Here is a 16,727-nt window from a genome sequence, read left to right as displayed (position 1 = left end):
CCAACATGCAAGGTTCAGTCTAGTTGAACACGCAATAGACCTGGGCGAAACATGACAAAGCAAGTCAGAAAGCTGCCTATCCGCCTAATGATGAGGTTTAGCGATCCGCTGATTGAACAGCGGTTCTTGCCTTTCTATGAAGGGTTCTATAGAAGCTACGCGCAAGCCAGTCTGGTGCTTGGGATGATTCTGGTCGTTGGTGATTGGCTGGTGGATCACCTCGTTTTTCCTAACGTACCAGCCAACGAATATCGAATCGTTTTGTCTGTACCGATTCTCGGGCTGGGTCTGGCGCTCTCGTTTAGCCGTGTGGGCAAGAGGTACTGGCAGCCTCTAATGGCTGCGGTCATCGTGTTAGTCGGCTTGAGCCTTTATTGGACCTTGTACAGGATTGATCTTCAAGGCGGTAGTGGACTTGCTTCATGGGTCGGCATTCTCAACTTCACCTTCTTCGAACTCTACTGCTTTGTCATTCTCGGTATCGGATTTCGCTATGCATTGCCGACGGGCTTCTTGCTTTTTCTGGGTTTTGAGGTTTCGATACTTACCGCTCTGACTCATGAAATTGAGCATGGCAGCTACCTGACTTACCATGTATTTACGGTCTTTCTGTTGGCAGCGATGATCGGTTGGTGGCGAGAGTATTTGCTGCGCAAGGAGTTCCTGGCCTTGGTTGAACTTGAAAAGGCCACCCAAGTTGCTCAGAGTCAAGCGGAGTATCTCAGCGAACACGATGCCGTGACAGGGCTGCACAATCTCACAGGCTTTATCGCCGTGCTGGATAGGAAGATGCATGCGGCAATAGATCAGCACCGCACCTTGCCACTGCTATTGATTGACTTGGAACGCCTACGGCGGGTCCGAGATGCCTTCAGTCAAAAGACTGCGGATGAACTTGTTCGGTCGCTGGTTCATCGACTTCGTGAATCATCAATTCTATTTCAGCCATCACCAGAGTTTGCTCGTGTTTCCAGCTTTGAAATCGCAGTGCTTTTTCGTCATGTTCAGGAGACTGCCATGGTGATCGAGGCGTCTGAACGTCTGTTAGATGCGCTGCGACAGCCGTTTCAGCTGAGAGGACAGGACTTCTACCTCCAGCCCAATGGGGGGTTAAGCATGTATCCCAATGATGGCGATTCGGCAGAAGCGACGTTGAAAGCGGCGCGAGCGGCACTTGCCATGCATGCCAATGAAGGACGGTTTTTGCATTTCTACAATGCCGACCGTGACAGTGCATTGGTCAAGCGATTGCAACTCGAAGAAGATCTTCGCGTCGCACTTGCCGGTGGGCAGCTGTCCTTGGCCTACCAGCCACTGATTCGGGTTTCAGACCGTGCTCCGTTAGGTGTGGAGGCCTTGCTGCGCTGGACTCACCCAAGCTCTGGTTTGATCGTACCAGCAGAATTTATCCCGATCATGGAAGAACTTGGGCTCATTCACGAAGTTGGTGAGTGGGTGCTGAACAAGGCTTGCGAACAAGCAGTTCGCTGGCAGCAATCGGGCATCATGTTGAATGAAATCGCTATCAATGTGTCCGGGCTGCAGCTTGCCGATCCGGGATTTGCAGGCAAGGTGTCATCGGCGTTGACTAGGTCAGGCCTGCATCCGCGAATCCTGGTGCTTGAATTGACTGAGTCCGTTTTGGTGCATGACAACGATGCAGCAATGGCCCAGCTAAGTGCACTTAAAAACTTGGGGTTGCGCCTTTCCTTGGATGACTTTGGGACTGGGTTCGCTTCCATGATGAGCCTTGCACGGTTCCCATTTGACATCATCAAGCTTGATCGCAGTTTTGTTCAGGCGGCACCATCATCGCGAGTTGCAGCGGCTATTGTCGAGGCCATCATGGCGCTTGCCACACGGCTGCGAATGGCTACGATTGCAGAGGGCATTGAGACAGGAGAGCAACTGCAATACATTTCTGCTCTGAAATGCGATTTCGCACAGGGATACCTGTTTTCCAGACCCTGTTCTGCCAATGAAGTTGCGCTTCTGTTGACTTCGAACAGGTTGTCCTCCGGCGTTTCAAATGGTCATGATATTGAATTGACTGGTTGAAGCCAAGCTGCACAGGAGCCGACCAAGACCTGATATCGCTTTCCAGACCGGACGACTAGCAATCTGAATTCGGTTCACCCTATAGCTGCAATCGGCCAACTGGCCGTCGCTTGAAACACTGGGCTTCCCACATGCGGTCATTGTTGAGATGCTTGTGCCTATCAACGAATGTCGGCTTACCGGCGTTGAAATCAACAGACACTAAGACCGCAATGGGTCGAGAGCAGCTGAGGGCCAGTTGCAGTCGTTCATGAATGACCGGTATTTGGAGGCCAAATTTGGTTTTGGTCACCGGTCAGTTCAAACCACTTAAACCTCCGTCTGTTCTGACAGCTCCAGTGCGTCCCCCACTTCAATGCCTAAATACCGCACGTTGCTTTCCAGTTTGGTATGTATCAGTAGCAATTGCACGGCCCGGATGTTTTTGGTGCGGCGGTAGATCAAGGATGCTTTTGTTAAGCGTATCGTGTGGGTGCCATAAGCAGATGATCGAGACCGATTTCGTCAATTTCACAGAATAAATGCATTGAAAAGTGGTTTTGATTTTGTGTTCGCCCGAATTAATTCTTTGGCGTAATTCAGAAATATGACTCACAATGAAGCGGCACCGAAAAGCGTCAGGCCTCAAAACTGGGCTTTGATGACTCCGGCACTGCTGAAAAACATCCTTTCCTTCAGGAGATCCACATGAGCATGCATTTGAAATCGTTGATTGCATCCGGGTTCGCGTTGGCATTGTTGAGTTCCAGCGCTTGGAGTGCCGATGGTGGCGCTACGAGGGATGACGCTATAAAGATGGTGAAGGCTGGCGTTGCTGCTATCAAATCTGAAGGTGCGGAAAAAATTTATGCCGAAATCACTGGCAAAGACAAAAAGTGGATCAAGGAAGACCTGTATCTCGTGGTTTACAGCCTAGAGGGAAAGAATCTGGCCCATGGCGCCAACCCCAAGCAAGTAGGACTTGACCTGATTGGGATGAAAGATATTGACGGTAAAGCCTTCGTGAAAGAACGGGTTGAATTGGGCAAGGCGAAACCTGCCGGTTTCTGGCAGGACTACAAATTCACCAATCCCGAAACCAAAAAGATTGAGCCCAAGGAGATGTATTGCGAAAAGCTGGCTGAAACTATCGTCTGTGGCGGAGTTTATAAATAGCGGATTCCGGCTTGGCTAGACCTCACTCGTGTCTCTCCATTGAATCTGCTATAGGGGAACTGAATGAAACTCAGTCATAAGCTGTTGATCGCGCCAGTTCTGGCCGCCTTGGTCATGTATGGGGTTTCACTGGTGAGTACCTGGCTTGTGCAGAACAGTCGTGTTCAAGCTGAACGGCAAGTGACAGCGGTTTTTAAGGGTTTGGGTGCATTCACAACGACCCAGGACCAGCTGGGTCGTGTGCATGCCGCAGCCTATCGGACAATAAGTTTGGCCGCATCCCTGGAAGACGGAAAAATAAAGGCGGTCAAAGCAGACGTCGAGAAGCAGGTCAACGGTATTGCGAACGCGATCGCGTCGGCAACGGAGGCCGTTGGCGATGATGAGGAGGTCCGCAAGTCTTCTGCGGATGTCCAAAAACTACTTGCCACTTACTCAAAGCAAACGCTGCAGTCATTGGACCTAGCGAGTTTTGACCCCAATACTGGAGCTGTGGCGATGCAAGAGTCCGATGAGTTGTTTTCAACCATCGGGAAGTCTTTGGGGGCCATCATCGCTCGGTTGGATGTAAAAGTTGACAAGAATTTGCTGGTTTCCCGTAACGAGGCCCAAAGGATGAGCATGCTCTTTTCTTTTATTGGCTTGGTGGTTGCAGGTGCAGCCGTTGCTTTTGCGGTGTGGGTACAAAGCAAGGTTGTGGTGGAATTGCGTCGCGCCGTGGAGGTGAGCAATGAAGTTGCGAATGGCAATTTGCAGGTGGATACCGCGAGCACACGAAACGACGAAGTAGGTGATTTGATGCATGCCCTGGGCCGCATGCGCGATCAACTCAATCAAGCGATGTCCGATGTGATGCGAAGTAGTGATTCCATCCGTGTATCGAGCGCTGAAATCGCAAGCGGTACCTTGGATTTGAGCGAGCGCACGGAGCAGGCTGCAAGCAGCCTTGCCCGGACCGCCTCCAGTATGGATCAATTGACCGGAGCATTCAGCCAATCGGCAGACTCTGCCAGGACGGCGAATCAATTGGCAAGCTCCGCAGCCCAAGTCGCAGCAAAAGGCGGGGCACTCGTAAAGCAAGTGATTGACACGATGGACGAAATCAATGCCAGCAGCCGCAGAATTGGAGACATCATTGGCGTGATTGACGGCATCGCGTTTCAGACCAACATTTTGGCTCTCAATGCGGCTGTCGAGGCGGCCCGTGCCGGTGAACAAGGGCGCGGTTTTGCGGTGGTGGCCAGTGAAGTGCGCAGCCTAGCTGGCCGCAGCGCCGCTGCCGCCCGCGAGATCAAAGCACTCATTGGTGCAAGTATGGAAAAGGTGGATATCGGGAGTCACATTGTTGCGGAGTCCGGGGCGACGATGACCGAAATCGTTCAGTCTGTAGAGCGGGTAACGCACATGATTGCCGAGATTACCGCGACCGCTGATGGTCAAAGTGGTGAAATCAACCAAGTCAACGGATCAATTTCCCAGTTGGACCAAATGACCCAGCAAAACGCAGCACTGGTTGAGCAGTCGTCTGCGGCGGCAGAAAGTCTCAAAGAGCAAGCAATCAAATTGGGTCAAGTCGTCAGCGCGTTCACACTCAAGACAGTTGCACTCAGAGAATCACAGAATCTCTTGCTGGGTTAAGTACAGCCCCGAAGTGATCCAAGGCAAAGCAGCGTCACGTGGAATTCGCTGCTCTAACGAAAATCCAGAGCACATAAACTGAAATTAAGCGGGATCACATTCAACTCTACGAGAGGTCGACGCTTTCGAGTTGGGTGAAGTTCGCGCCTCACATCCGCCTCCGCCCTAAAGTTGGGCGACCGCTTTGAGGTAGCAAAACTGCCGCAGCGCAGGACTGCTTTAGGTCGACTGCCGCGATAAGTCCGGGCCAGTTGCAGACTATCGCAAATGACAGCTATCTGGAGTCTGAAATTTGTCTGAGGACGTTGCCAAGAAGCGGCCCGCAGCCACCCGACTGCACAGTACCTATTGGCTATTTGACGCTGAGTTGGCGCCTTCGGAAGTGGCATATTGGCCAACTTCCGAAAAATCGACCAGGTAATGGCTGCCGCTTTGCTGCAGTAAGTGCAATCGCAATGTGTGATCTCCGAGCCGGTCACAGGATTGAATACGTTCAGACCAGCCTTGGGCTAGCCGGACAGGCGTTCTAACTGCATTTTCTTGCCTGCCAGATCCGCATCCGTGTCGGCAAACCGTGCCGCTATCTGCCGAAACTCTTCTTGCAAGGCGACAAATGCATCCACAAGGTCTGGATCAAAATGCCCGCCCCGGCCTTCCTGAATGATGGCAACCGCCTTCTCGTGGGGCATGCCATCCTTGTAAACACGCCGACTGATCAATGCGTCATAAACATCAGCGACGGCCATGAGCCGCGCAGACAGCGAAATAGCCTCACCGACCAGACCTTGCGGGTAGCCTGAGCCATCCCATTTTTCCTGGTGCGAAAGCGCAATATCCTTGGCCATAGAGAGGAAACCTACCTGCAAACCCAGTCGCTTCTCGGCGTGCTCAATCGCGTCACGGCCCAGGGTGGTGTGTGTCTTCATGATCTCGAACTCATCTGGCGTCAGGCGCCCGGGTTTAAGCAGAATGCGATCCGGAATACCAACCTTGCCAATGTCATGCAGAGGCGCTGACTTGAACAGCATTTGAATGTAGCCGTCCGTCAGCTGCGCTGAAAATTTGGGGTGTGCGGCGAGGTGCTCAGCCAACGCCTTGACATAAAACTGTGTCCGGCGAATGTGATTGCCGGTCTCGGAGTCACGAGTTTCGGCCAGTGATGCCATGGTCAGGATCGTGACATCCTGTATGGCCACCACTTCGCGCGTTCGCTTGCTCACCTCTGTTTCCAGAAAGTCACTCTTGTCACGCAAAAAATCGGCGTGGGCCTTCAACGCCAAATGAATCTTGACACGTGCCAGCAAGATGGGGGGGCTAATCGGTTTGGTAATGTAGTCAACGCCGCCAATTTCAAGTCCTTTTTTCTCGTCCTCTAATTCCGCTTTTGCAGTTAAAAACACCACGGGAATCTCCCGTGTTTTCGTGTCGGATTTGAGTTTTTGGCAAACCTCGAAACCGTCCATGCCGGGCATCATGATGTCCAACAAGATCAGGTCCGGGTGGGGGACCCTGCCAGCGAGGCTGAGCGCACGCTCACCGCCATTGGCAAGCTGAACGATGTACTCGCCCTTGAGCAGCTCCATCATGAGCGACAGTATGTCGGGGGTGTCATCGACGACCAAGATCGTAGGTTTTGCAACTGAATGTATGTTTGAGCCCATGTTGAGCCCCCTTCCAAAATGTGACTCCGCGCTTATGTCTTGCAACTGCAGCCGCGTCTCCATCAAGTCCTCAAAAAAAAGATATCTGCTCCATGGACACCGGCTTCAAAAATACGCCAAGCACTCGCAGTCCATGATCCTCCGCGATCGTTCTGGCAACACCCAACATTTCGGCATCGACGCCGATCATCAAAACGAGTCCACCACAGTAGTCGCGCGCAACCATTTGATCCAGAAACTCTATCCCGCCCATCTACAGCATGAAAATATGGCAGATCATCACATTGGGTCGGTACTTGAGAGCTGCCAGACGCCCATCTTTTGCGCTCAGCCGCTCCTTTATGCCCCGTATCTCCAGTATTTCCGCCGATAGCTCCTGGGTCAGTGCATTGTCATCAATCACCATGGCAGAAGCTGCGGATAGCGGGGCAGGGTTCTCGGCGCGTGAAGAATATGGACGCATGTTCTTACCTGTGAGATAAGGTGCCAACTCTGCCCTGGGATATGCCACAAAGCCTGTGCGTCACCCCAACTCCTTGAAGAGTTCCAAGGCCGATTCAAAATCCATGTTGTGTAAATGCGCCATAATTTTTTTCCACTTGGTCGGATAGACCGGCTGCAACTGAGCCTGGTGCTCCTTGCACAAATCAATAGCCCGAGAATCGCCCAAATCCATCAGCTCCAGCAACCGCAGGCGAAGGGCTGAAATCTGCTCTGTTTCCAACACAGGACCAGAGGTTGGCACCACGGCATCCTTATCTCCACTCTCCAATGCTCGAAGTCCATCCATCACGGGTGAGAGTTCACGCAAAACCTCCTGCAGTATTGCGTCCACCTGTTCTTTTGCAACCTGTTGCTTACATGCATGTTCCAGTCGCTTTGCAGCCTCCTGAACGCGTTTTGCACCAACGGTCGATGCGGTTCCGACTAAAGTATGAGCGCAGCGACGGGCAGCCGTGTGGTCCGCACTAGCGCGTGCTTGAACAAACAGGTCTGCAAAATTTTCTTGGCCATCACGAAACAAGATCAGTTGCCGCCGGTACAGGGCCTCCTTGTTCAACGCAGTGGCCAAGCCAAACTGCGTGTCAATTCCGGGAAGTGCGAATTCATTCAAGAATCCGTCGCCCTCTCTGTGCGCAAGATGCGCAGGCGATGGCTTCTGCTTGGCGTCAGCCAACGCTGCATTTGCCAAAGGGGAAATCCACTTAGCCATGGTGGCAAACATTTCTCCCTGGTTCAGAGGCTTGGCAATGTGGTCCCACATGCCGACCTCCAGAACCTTTTCTTTGTCCCCGGCCATCGCATTGGCTGTCATGGCAAGAATGGGTAGGTCTTGGAATGCCGGGTTCTTGCGTATTTGCCGCGTGGCTTCGTAACCATCCATCACGGGCATCTGGCAATCCATCAAAATGCCGTCAAAGTGTGGGTCGGCGTCCAGAATGTCCAGTGCTGCCCGCCCGTGGTCAGCCAACACTACGTCGATGCCAGCATTGGCCAACAACTCCATGGCGAGTTCCTGGTTCATATCATTGTCTTCAACCAACAACACCCTGGCACCCTTGAGTTTCTCAGCTGCCTCTGAATGACTATCAAGGCGGGCTTTTCTATGTGAGGTGATTTTGCTTCCTTTGCCCAACGCGAAGCCAATGGCTTCAAGTAAAGTGGATGGGGTAACCGGTTTGGTCAACACGTCTTTCAGTACAACTTTGCGCTCAGTCGCACTTGCCATGACTTCTTCTCGCCCGAAAGCAGTGACCATAATGACAGCGGGCACTCTGCTTAACTGTTCGCTGCGCAGTTGTTGCAGGGCCTCTACCCCGTCCATCATGGGCATCTTCCAGTCCATCAACACGATGTCATAGGGCAAAGCCTTACTGTCAGCATCGCTGATGAGGTGCAACGCTTCAGTGCCGCCTTGAGCGACTTCCACTTCCAGACCAAATGTCTTGGCCATCGTAGACAAAATTTCCCGCGCCGTTGCGTTGTCGTCTACTACGAGTACACGGGTTCCAACCAGTTCTTCCGCCCTGAACATCCGAACAACATGTGGATTCACTTGAACGCCAAAGTGGGCGCAAAAATGAAAGGTTGAGCCATGGCCAGGCACACTATCGACCCAGATCTTGCCTCCTATCAGTTCAATCAGGTTTTTGCAAATTGCCAGGCCCAGCCCGGTACCACCGTATTTGCGCGTTGTGGAGATGTCAGCCTGGCTGAAGCTCTGGAACAAGTTGTCGCATTGCTCCGAGGTCAAGCCAATGCCGGTATCACGAACCCAAAAATGCAACTCCACGTCGGCATCTGTTTCACCCACCTTGTTGATGCCAACTACGATTTCTCCCTGCTCGGTGAATTTGACTGCGTTACTTCCCAGATTGACAAGGATTTGCGCCAGACGCAATCCATCACCTACTAGGCTCGTTGGCACATCAGGCGCAATATCGAAAAGTAGCTCAAGACCTTTGCTTTCGCTTTTGAAGCCGACCAGATTGGCGAAGTCGTCCATCACATCATTCAAATCGAATTCCACGGACTCCATACGCAGTTTGCCAGCTTCAATCTTTGAGAAATCCAGGATGTCGTTAATGATGCCCAGCAAGTTCTCGCCTGAGCGGTGCACCTTATCCATATAGTTGCGCTGCTTCTTGTCCAGATTGGTTTGCAGGGCCAGTTGGCTCATCCCGATGATCGCATTCATGGGTGTACGAATCTCGTGGCTCATGTTGGCCAGAAACGCACTTTTGGCGCCATTTGCAAATTCAGCCTGTTCCTTGGCGACCCTCAATTCCGCCGTGCGTTGCTCGACCCGGGAATTGAGCTGCGAATTCACCTCTTCAAGTTGTGCGGCGCTTTCTTCCGCGCGGCTGACTGCCTTGGCCAAAGACTCTGTGCGTTCGTGCAGCAGTGACTCGCGCTCCTGAGACGACACGATCAGCTTATTGAACTCATTGACGACCTCTCCGATTTCATCGTTGCAGACGACGGGCAGACTCTTTTGTGATTCGGCCTTGTTTCCCGTCTTGATCAAGCGACGAGTGGCTTCCAAGATAGGTGACAGTCGCCTAGTCAATAGCTGCGAAGTGATGGACCAAGTGAGAACGCATGCAAGGATCGATAGCAGCGTCGCGGCAAGCAATACGTGGTGTTGAATGGACCGCAAGGAGGCAAAGGCATGACTCGTGGGCTGAACGACCACAATATACCAATCAGCCATCGGAATCGTCGCACTGGCGGCGAGATCTTCGATGTCGCGTGCGTTGACGGTCACACCATATCCCTCGTATCCTTCCAGGAAGCGATCATTCAACAGATTGATGCCGGGCGCTGGAACGGGGATCATGATCCTGCTTCTATCGGTGGCGGTGACGCACAGTTTGTCCCTGCGCGAGATGAGAATGAAGCCGCCTGTTGCCCCCACGCCTCGCTGAACGATCTGGTCGACAAAGTTGGGCTTGTCAAGATCAATAACACCTGCCACAGCGCCGATGATTGCACCGGCGTTATCCCTGATGGGAACGGCAAACCCGACAATGTGAATTTTCAAGACGCGTCCGATGGTTGGCTTGCCAATACCCCTCCGACCCTCTTGAAGAGCTGCTTTGAGATAGTCTCGGTCATCCAAATTCGTCTTCAGCATTTCCGGCAATAGAGGGTGTGCCCCAAGCGGAATACCTGCAGTCCCAGTGACGAAAATCGCACCATTGAACTGTCCAAGTAGGAATGATTGGCGCTGCAGCCATTCCTGCAGTTTGTCGGGCTTTTGAAGCAAGGAGTTGGTCGCGATTTCGGCTGCAGCTGCCTCCAACACAACAAATTGTCGTTTGATCGCCTCGTTGATTGAGTTTGCAGCCAGTTGTGCTGTCGCGAATTGCTGCTCACCGATAAGCCGCTCTGTATCCTGGCGCACAAGGTTGTGGCTGTAGAGGGTCACAGCCCACAGGATGATCAAGCAAATGCCGAGTGTAGAAAGTGACAGGCGTACCTTCAACGATTGCCACAGGGATCTCCAAGAGGCCATTACTTGCTCCGATACGTATCTGATTTTCAGGCCACTGCATCTGCTGTTTGAAAGCATATCAGTTACTTTGGAAGCCGTTAAGAGCCGCCATGAGGTTTCCCCCGAAAAACGCGCTCCATAGCTGAAGGAAATTTTCAGCCTGTCAACATCCAAACGGCGACAACAGATCAGTATGCATGTCCGCTCGGTTCGCTACCCTCAACGTCCGCTTTAGCGCTGCGAGTCTGATGGCTTGGATTTCCGCTATGGGTCGGTAACCGACAACCGCTGTGCAGCGTAAACGGACACGCAGTCATATTTCCAGATTGGGGTGGTCGCCAGAAGCAATACCCGTCAGAATTGCCACTGTCCCTCCTGCACACCCATGTTCCCAAATCCCATGTCACCTCTGCCAGTTGAATTCGGAAATGCAGGGACCCTCGATACGAATGGTACGGGTTGGATCATTGGGTTCAGCCACTGGAGCAAGCGAGAGCCATATGACCTGCGGCACATTCCAAGCGGTACTCTGTCTACAGGGCTCTGCGTCAAGTGGTTTTCCCATCTAGCAGGGGATCCGGATGGTCAAGACAAGCCAGTGAGTACAGGAAGAACTATGTCAGTGCTGGTCTCAGATCTAAGCGATTTCAGGATTGACTTCAGCGCCGATTCGACCTTCCCGGAAAATGCCACGATGACACACAGGCTGCAGCGAATGGGAGACTATGTGATCTGGGGACCAGGTGTCTATCACCGGGCATTTGGACTCAAGGCAGCTACGATCATGACAGTCCGATGGGAGCAGGAACACTGCGCCGATCGACAAAAAAGTTGATGGACATCGTGGCAGCTGGGATCTGAAGTCGACTGCTGTTGCGCAGCGGGAGCAGTCGTTCAGTGGTATCCCCCATTTGGGGGATACCCAGGTAGTTAACTCGCAGTCAGAATTGCAGACTGAGTATTTGCACATACAACTGCACCAGTAGCCGAGCGGATGCAAAAGATCAGTGTGCTGGTATTTCTGGAACTGTTATGCCCCTTAATGTTGACAGCAAGTCGTCGAAGCCCCTCATTTCGAGCGGCTCTCAGGAGCTTTTCTACTCCGATGTTGGGGCGACACGGGCGCGTTTCCCCATACTGAATTGGGGTCTATGAATCTCGCCACCGTCATAGAGCTTTCATCCGCCGCGCTCGGTCTGTTCAGTGGCGTGTTTTTTTGCGTTGGAGTGCTGCATATAAAGGACTCAACCATAGAGGTCATCGCAACATCCCATTTTGGTTCTGGGCACGCGGTTGCAAAGGAACTAGCGCAGCAAAAAGCAGAGTTCATTTTTGGGGCTGCCTTTCTCTTTCTGTCATTTTTTGTTCAAGTCGTCGGCAAATGTCTTCCTTCAGATGTCGCTCTCTTTGTTGTAGCCACTACAACACTTTCCGGAGTCGGCGTCGGTTTAGGCGTGCCTGGAGTGCTGTTAGCGTTGCTCTACATTCCTTATCGGCTGCACTGTGAAAATACAGCCAAAAAACTAGCGACAGCTGTAGAAGGGAAAGTATGAATACCTCGAATTCGTTCATGCGTATCCCCAACCAGACAATCAACCGGACTTGCGCGAAAAGCCGCGCAGACCTGTTATTTCTACGTTAACCTTTAGGAGATTTCTACATGTCTATTTCAGGTGTCCTTGGCCGTTTTCTCGCGGTTTACGTAGTGTTGATGATTTTTGCAGGCTTTGCATTTCGGTTTTTCGGCATAACGTCAAACGCTGGAGTAAATGTCGGTATTTTGATTGGTGCAGTGATGTGGTCTTGCACTGCATTCGGTATGAAGAACAAGCGCTATTTCACTGCGTCAGAAAAATCAAAAGTAGTTTGGAGCATGATTGGCATGAACTTACTGCTTCAACTATTGATTGGCGGTGCAGCACTAGCGGCAGAGGGAAAACTAAGCATTGGTGCGTTGGCGTTTGCGTTAATTTTTGTGGGGTTGATTCACTCTTTGGCAATCGCGTACTTTGTTGGATTGGCCGGTAAGAGTCTTACCAAGCAGCTTCAGAAGCAGGCGGAGGCTGGTGGTTAACAAGTTGCTCGGCACGGACAAGCAGCTGCGAAGTGCTGCTTCGAGGCGCCCGTTGCTTGCCGGACACGCTTCGACGTTACGACTGCTTTGGTGCGGCGCGAAAATCAGCAACGGGGCTGATGCTGCCTACCGCTTTGCAGCGATAGCTGCCCTTCGAGAAGGACGTCCAGTTTCGAGATTTGCGCGTGTGGACCCAGCCGGACACAAGCGGTAAAGTCAGACTTGGCGTAATGAAATCCAATGAAGACAACCAAAGGATCACAACACCCATGGACGATCTATCTGAATGGATTCGCATTGCGCGGCAACAATGGCAGTGGCAAGGCCAGACACGCCCGACTTTCGCCACGCCACCGGGGCCGGGTCAAACATCGGTGTGGGACTTTCCGCGTCCACCGCGGTTGGTGCAGGACACCCGAGAAGTGGTGGTGCACTGGGGAGAGGTGGAGGTAGCCCGTACGCATCGCGCCGTACTCGTTTTGGAGACCTCTCACCCGCCAAGCGTTTATTTGCCATGGGACGACGTAGCAAAACACCTGTTGGAAGCTGCGGGTGGGGGATCGTTTTGTGAATGGAAACGGCCTGCAACCTATTGGAGCCTGGTGTCGGACGAAAGCCGCCTGCCCCGGGTGGCTTGGAGCTACCCAAAGCCGCTGGCAGGTGCCGAAATTTTGGCCGACTACGTCGCTTTTTATCCGGCGAATCTGAATTGCCAGATCGATGGTGCCAGAGTGAGGCCGCAGCCCGGCGGCTTTTACGGCGGCTGGATTACCCCGGAGCTGGTTGGCCCATTCAAGGGCGAACCAGGCAGCGAGCACTGGTAGCCATGAATGATTCAGAAAGATGGGTCGCCGATGTCTAGGAACCATGGCCTCAAGCCACGAGGCTAAAAGCAGTGCTTGACCCCACAACTTTTCGAGCGATCGGATCAGCGCAACCAGCGCGTCGCGGCGTCCATCAACCCCTGACGTACCCGCTGCTGGCGAATCGGGTCGGTATCGCCGCAGGCCAGGCGGCACTTCCAGTCGCTAGGCGACTCGAAGTCACAATGCGAAGCACCTGCGATCAACTCGTCGCGCCATAGCGAGGGCAGCGCATGGCCCCAAGGCGCCGCCACGGCTTCAGCGTTACAGCGCGACGGTGGGGCCCGCAGCAGCAGCGCTTCGGTACGAAGCCGACCGGCTGCCGCCAGACCCAGTCGCTCAGCCTCGTCAGGCATCGTCCGGTCGAACGGGTCCAATCCGACGAAGCCAACCACGCCTGGCGAGTCTGCCGCCAGAAGGCTGGATAGCCCTCCGGCTGAGAAGCCCACGAGCATCACCTTCTCAACCGGCGCACCGAAGGTTCCGCCGGTACGCAGTAAGCCTATCAAAGCGGCCAGGGCCCGGGCGTTGCAGCGGAAGTCGAAGGTGCAGGGCAGGTCCGGCGTCAACACCAGCACACCGGCATTGGCCAGCGCCTGCGCATGACCTGCCATGCTGCGTCGGCTGCGCGTGAAGCCGTGTGAGAGGATGGCTGCCCCGCGCGGCGGGTCGGCGCTCGGGTACACGTCTAGCGTAACGCGGTGCCCGTCGAGTGTGTGCACCTGTGTCTGTACAGGCGAGGGGGCTACAGGCTCAGCGGCTAAAGCCATCATAGCCATGGCCGCAGCAACAATCACCATGGCGGTGCATCCCTGGCGGGCGTAGCGGATAAGCGGTTTCATTGGCACATTGTCGTCAACCACATGATGGCGCGCCGCAGGCGCTCAGGCAAGCGGAGCGCACCACACCAACCAAAGAGCAGTGACTACAAATGGTTCCGGACGGCAATGCAGCGGGAGCGGGCATTCAGCTATATGCTTCAGTTTCCAGTGGGGAGGTGGCCAAGTCTTCGAGAATTAGCCTCCTGCCGGTTGGTCTCCCAACAGGTAGCGCGCGCCAGTTCCTTTTCGAGCAGCCAAATCACCTGGGTTGTAAAGCGCGCATTTGGTAAGCGACAAACATCCACATCCGATGCAGGATTCGAGTTGGTCACGCAAACGGGTCAGTTCAACAATTCTCTGGTTAATCATGGGGCGCCAGGCACTTGAAAGGCGAACCCAGTCCTTGTGGTTTGGCGTTCGCGCTTCGGGCAAACTCGACAACGCCGAGCGAATCTGATCCAAGCTCAAACCGACGGTCTGCGCGGCGCGTATGAATGCCACCCTGCGTAAATCACTACGAGCAAATTGGCGTCGTCCCGATGTGTTGCGCTGGCTACCCAGCAAACCCTGGTCCTCGTAGAACCTCAAGGCACTGGCGGCCACGCCACTTCGTTTGACAAATTCACCTATCAAAATCCAGTCGTTTGACGTGGGTTGAATCGCATTTTTCATGAATGGGGAGAAAAGCACTTGACATGAAGTTAACTTTAACTTGCATGATAAGCGCATGAATAAATCTCTGCCTACTGCCGTGCCATCAACCCAACCAAATCCCGCGAGTGCAACCGTTCAACTGCACGAACTGCTGGATACGAGTCTTCAGCTACCTCCGGAGTACCAAGGCAAACTCGCCAGCCATTTGCCCATGGCGCTGCATGCCCTTCACAGCCTGGGGGCCAGTCCGCAACGCATGCAAGAGTTTTATGAGGTCTATGCCCGCCGCTTTCAGAATCAAAGTCACCCGCCTGTTGTGCCGAAATCGTCCATGTCCGTCACGGATTGGCGGCGACTGCGCGGGCAATCGGATACATACCCAATGCTATTGGCCTACTTCAACGGGCTTGTAGCTCGCAGTGGTACGGAGACTACTCTGCGCTTGGTCTTGCCTGACCTAATGTCGGGCGTTGCCGCGGCTGCCTTTCACGGAGTGATCCGAACGGCCCATGCAATAGAAGCTGCACACGCGGGTGAGCTGGCTGCAGCGCTTGCCTATTGGGCGTGGCGTTGGCAGCCCTTGGCAGAACCTCCCACGGTCGATCCACTGATTGGGCTCGACAGATGGGCGAAGCTTCTGATAGAGAGAGCTCCAGGGTGGCACAGCGATGGGCAGCTTATTGCAATCCGAATGGACGAAGCAAGTCAATCTGATATCTATAGGGAGTTGGCCGGGGCACTGATACCCGCAGCAACGGTCGAGACATGCATCGCAGATTTGGCCGCCCTGGCATTGGATCGCTATGTGGTCAAACCAAACTTTACGGTACTACACATGATCACTGGTTTGCGAGCACTTCGAACGCTTTTGCCATGGATGCAAGGCATCGAAACCGAAACTCTACAAGCCATCGTCGTGCACTGCTTCGTCGCTGCCTACTTGGCAGCCCGCGTAGCGCCATTCAACGATGTGATCACCCCAAAAGTGAAATCCTGGCCAGAAGTCATCAATGTAGCACTTGCGTCTGATGACGACCACTTGATCAAGCTTGTTCATGCTTGCCGCGATGAAGCTGCGAGATATGGCGAAAGGCAGTATTTACTGGCGGCAACACTGGCTACGCTTTCATAACTGGGAACGGTCAATGAGGTTCACTGATTTTGAGAGGCAACAATGCGGCAAAGTGAAAGACTGGAGTCAGTCTTCTGGATTCAGTCAATGGGGTTGTATCTACGATTTTCCGCGTTGCAGCGATTGCTGTCATTCAAGTGCGCCGTCTGCAGGGCTATAGTGTTAAGTTAAACCCCGTCACCGATTTGTTGGAGCGATATGACAGCCTGGATACTTCTAGTTCTTACCGTTGGCGGCGCGTACCTCACATATGACGCATTTCGGTGGAGCAATTCAATCAAACACGCACCTTTCAGTGCCATTGCGAGCATGTGGAAGGGAAAGCTTTCGCATCTGAATGTGACCGAGCAAAACCAGTTAAAGAACCGTTATGCATCTCGGTTGCTCGGGGCTGGCCAGCTGTGTTGGCTTTTCCTGGTCATAACGCTATTACTTGCTGTGCAGACTATTCTGGCATTTGCCCAATGAAATTCGCTCGGAACACGTTGTTCCCAGTCGCCCCCCTAGACTCCACTTGCTCTGGCGTTTAGTGACAGCTATCCGCAAAGTTAAACGTCAGCAATCAGCCTGACACTGACGTCGATTGTGCAGCGAAAGCAGACCACATACGGCAAGGCTCAGTTTGATATTCTCAGATGACTACCTTTATTCATTAGGCCTCATGTGAAACTCCG

12 protein-coding genes and 1 pseudogene are annotated in these 16,727 nt (G+C 53.3%); 7 read left to right on the top strand and 6 right to left on the bottom strand.

The window, feature by feature from the left end; translation table 11 throughout:
- Positions 1–51 precede the first annotated feature (51 nt).
- Entirely contained in the window at positions 52–2,058 is a 2,007-nt protein-coding gene (locus tag KKO72_RS13785; RefSeq protein ID WP_214939373.1) for a bifunctional diguanylate cyclase/phosphodiesterase, read from the top strand.
- Positions 2,059–2,367: 309 nt separating this feature from the next.
- Here the strand turns inward: KKO72_RS13785 and KKO72_RS21030 are convergent.
- A pseudogene (locus tag KKO72_RS21030) lies at positions 2,368–2,544 on the bottom strand (integrase); the annotation flags it as partial.
- Positions 2,545–2,745: 201 nt separating this feature from the next.
- On the opposite strand from KKO72_RS21030, the gene KKO72_RS13780 reads away from it, so the two are divergent.
- Together KKO72_RS13780 and KKO72_RS13775 are read left to right on the top strand one after the other, a co-directional pair.
- On the top strand, positions 2,746–3,213 hold the full coding sequence (locus KKO72_RS13780) for a cache domain-containing protein (RefSeq protein ID WP_251140652.1): 468 nt from the start codon (positions 2,746–2,748) through the stop codon (positions 3,211–3,213).
- 63 nt (positions 3,214–3,276) lie between these two features.
- Positions 3,277–4,851 carry a methyl-accepting chemotaxis protein gene (locus tag KKO72_RS13775; protein ID WP_251140651.1) on the top strand — a complete coding sequence of 525 codons (1,575 nt, stop codon included), beginning with the start codon at positions 3,277–3,279 and terminating at the stop codon, positions 4,849–4,851.
- 509 nt (positions 4,852–5,360) lie between these two features.
- Here the strand turns inward: KKO72_RS13775 and KKO72_RS13770 are convergent.
- The 3 genes from KKO72_RS13770 to KKO72_RS13760 all read right to left on the bottom strand — a co-directional run bounded on the left by KKO72_RS13770 (position 5,361) and on the right by KKO72_RS13760 (position 10,461).
- Complete coding sequence (locus KKO72_RS13770; protein WP_214939552.1) at positions 5,361–6,512, bottom strand: HD-GYP domain-containing protein; 1,152 nt, start codon at positions 6,510–6,512, stop codon at positions 5,361–5,363.
- Positions 6,513–6,765: 253 nt separating this feature from the next.
- The gene (locus KKO72_RS13765) at positions 6,766–6,975 is read right to left on the bottom strand and encodes a hypothetical protein (RefSeq protein ID WP_214939370.1); all 210 of its coding nucleotides are present in this window, start codon (positions 6,973–6,975) and stop codon (positions 6,766–6,768) included.
- Positions 6,976–7,035: 60 nt separating this feature from the next.
- A complete protein-coding gene (locus KKO72_RS13760; RefSeq protein ID WP_251140650.1) occupies positions 7,036–10,461 on the bottom strand; it encodes a hybrid sensor histidine kinase/response regulator in 3,426 nt (1,141 codons plus the stop codon).
- A 1,199-nt stretch (positions 10,462–11,660) separates the two neighbouring features.
- On the opposite strand from KKO72_RS13760, the gene KKO72_RS13755 reads away from it, so the two are divergent.
- The 3 genes from KKO72_RS13755 (at position 11,661) to KKO72_RS13745 (ending at position 13,407) form a co-directional block, all read left to right on the top strand.
- On the top strand, positions 11,661–12,062 hold the full coding sequence (locus KKO72_RS13755; RefSeq protein ID WP_214939364.1) for a hypothetical protein: 402 nt from the start codon (positions 11,661–11,663) through the stop codon (positions 12,060–12,062).
- A 107-nt stretch (positions 12,063–12,169) separates the two neighbouring features.
- The gene (locus tag KKO72_RS13750; RefSeq protein WP_214939361.1) at positions 12,170–12,583 is read left to right on the top strand and encodes an ABZJ_00895 family protein; all 414 of its coding nucleotides are present in this window, start codon (positions 12,170–12,172) and stop codon (positions 12,581–12,583) included.
- 230 nt (positions 12,584–12,813) lie between these two features.
- On the top strand, positions 12,814–13,407 hold the full coding sequence (locus KKO72_RS13745; protein ID WP_214939358.1) for a DUF427 domain-containing protein: 594 nt from the start codon (positions 12,814–12,816) through the stop codon (positions 13,405–13,407).
- Positions 13,408–13,511: 104 nt separating this feature from the next.
- On the opposite strand, the gene KKO72_RS13740 is transcribed toward KKO72_RS13745, so the two are convergent.
- Positions 13,512–14,288 (bottom strand): alpha/beta hydrolase, encoded by a 777-nt coding sequence (locus KKO72_RS13740; RefSeq protein WP_214939355.1) that lies wholly within the window; start codon positions 14,286–14,288, stop codon positions 13,512–13,514.
- Between the two features lie 174 nt (positions 14,289–14,462).
- Positions 14,463–14,939 (bottom strand): redox-sensitive transcriptional activator SoxR, encoded by a 477-nt coding sequence (gene soxR, locus KKO72_RS13735; protein ID WP_214939352.1) that lies wholly within the window; start codon positions 14,937–14,939, stop codon positions 14,463–14,465.
- Between the two features lie 55 nt (positions 14,940–14,994).
- Here soxR and KKO72_RS13730 point away from each other — a divergent pair, with 55 nt between their 5' ends.
- Entirely contained in the window at positions 14,995–16,053 is a 1,059-nt protein-coding gene (locus KKO72_RS13730) for a questin oxidase family protein (RefSeq protein WP_214939349.1), read from the top strand.
- Positions 16,054–16,727 lie beyond the last annotated feature (674 nt).

This window comes from Rhodoferax sp. U11-2br, assembly GCF_018619435.1.
Lineage (GTDB): Bacteria > Pseudomonadota > Gammaproteobacteria > Burkholderiales > Burkholderiaceae_C > Rhodoferax.
This window is presented reverse-complemented; position numbering and strand designations above follow the sequence as displayed.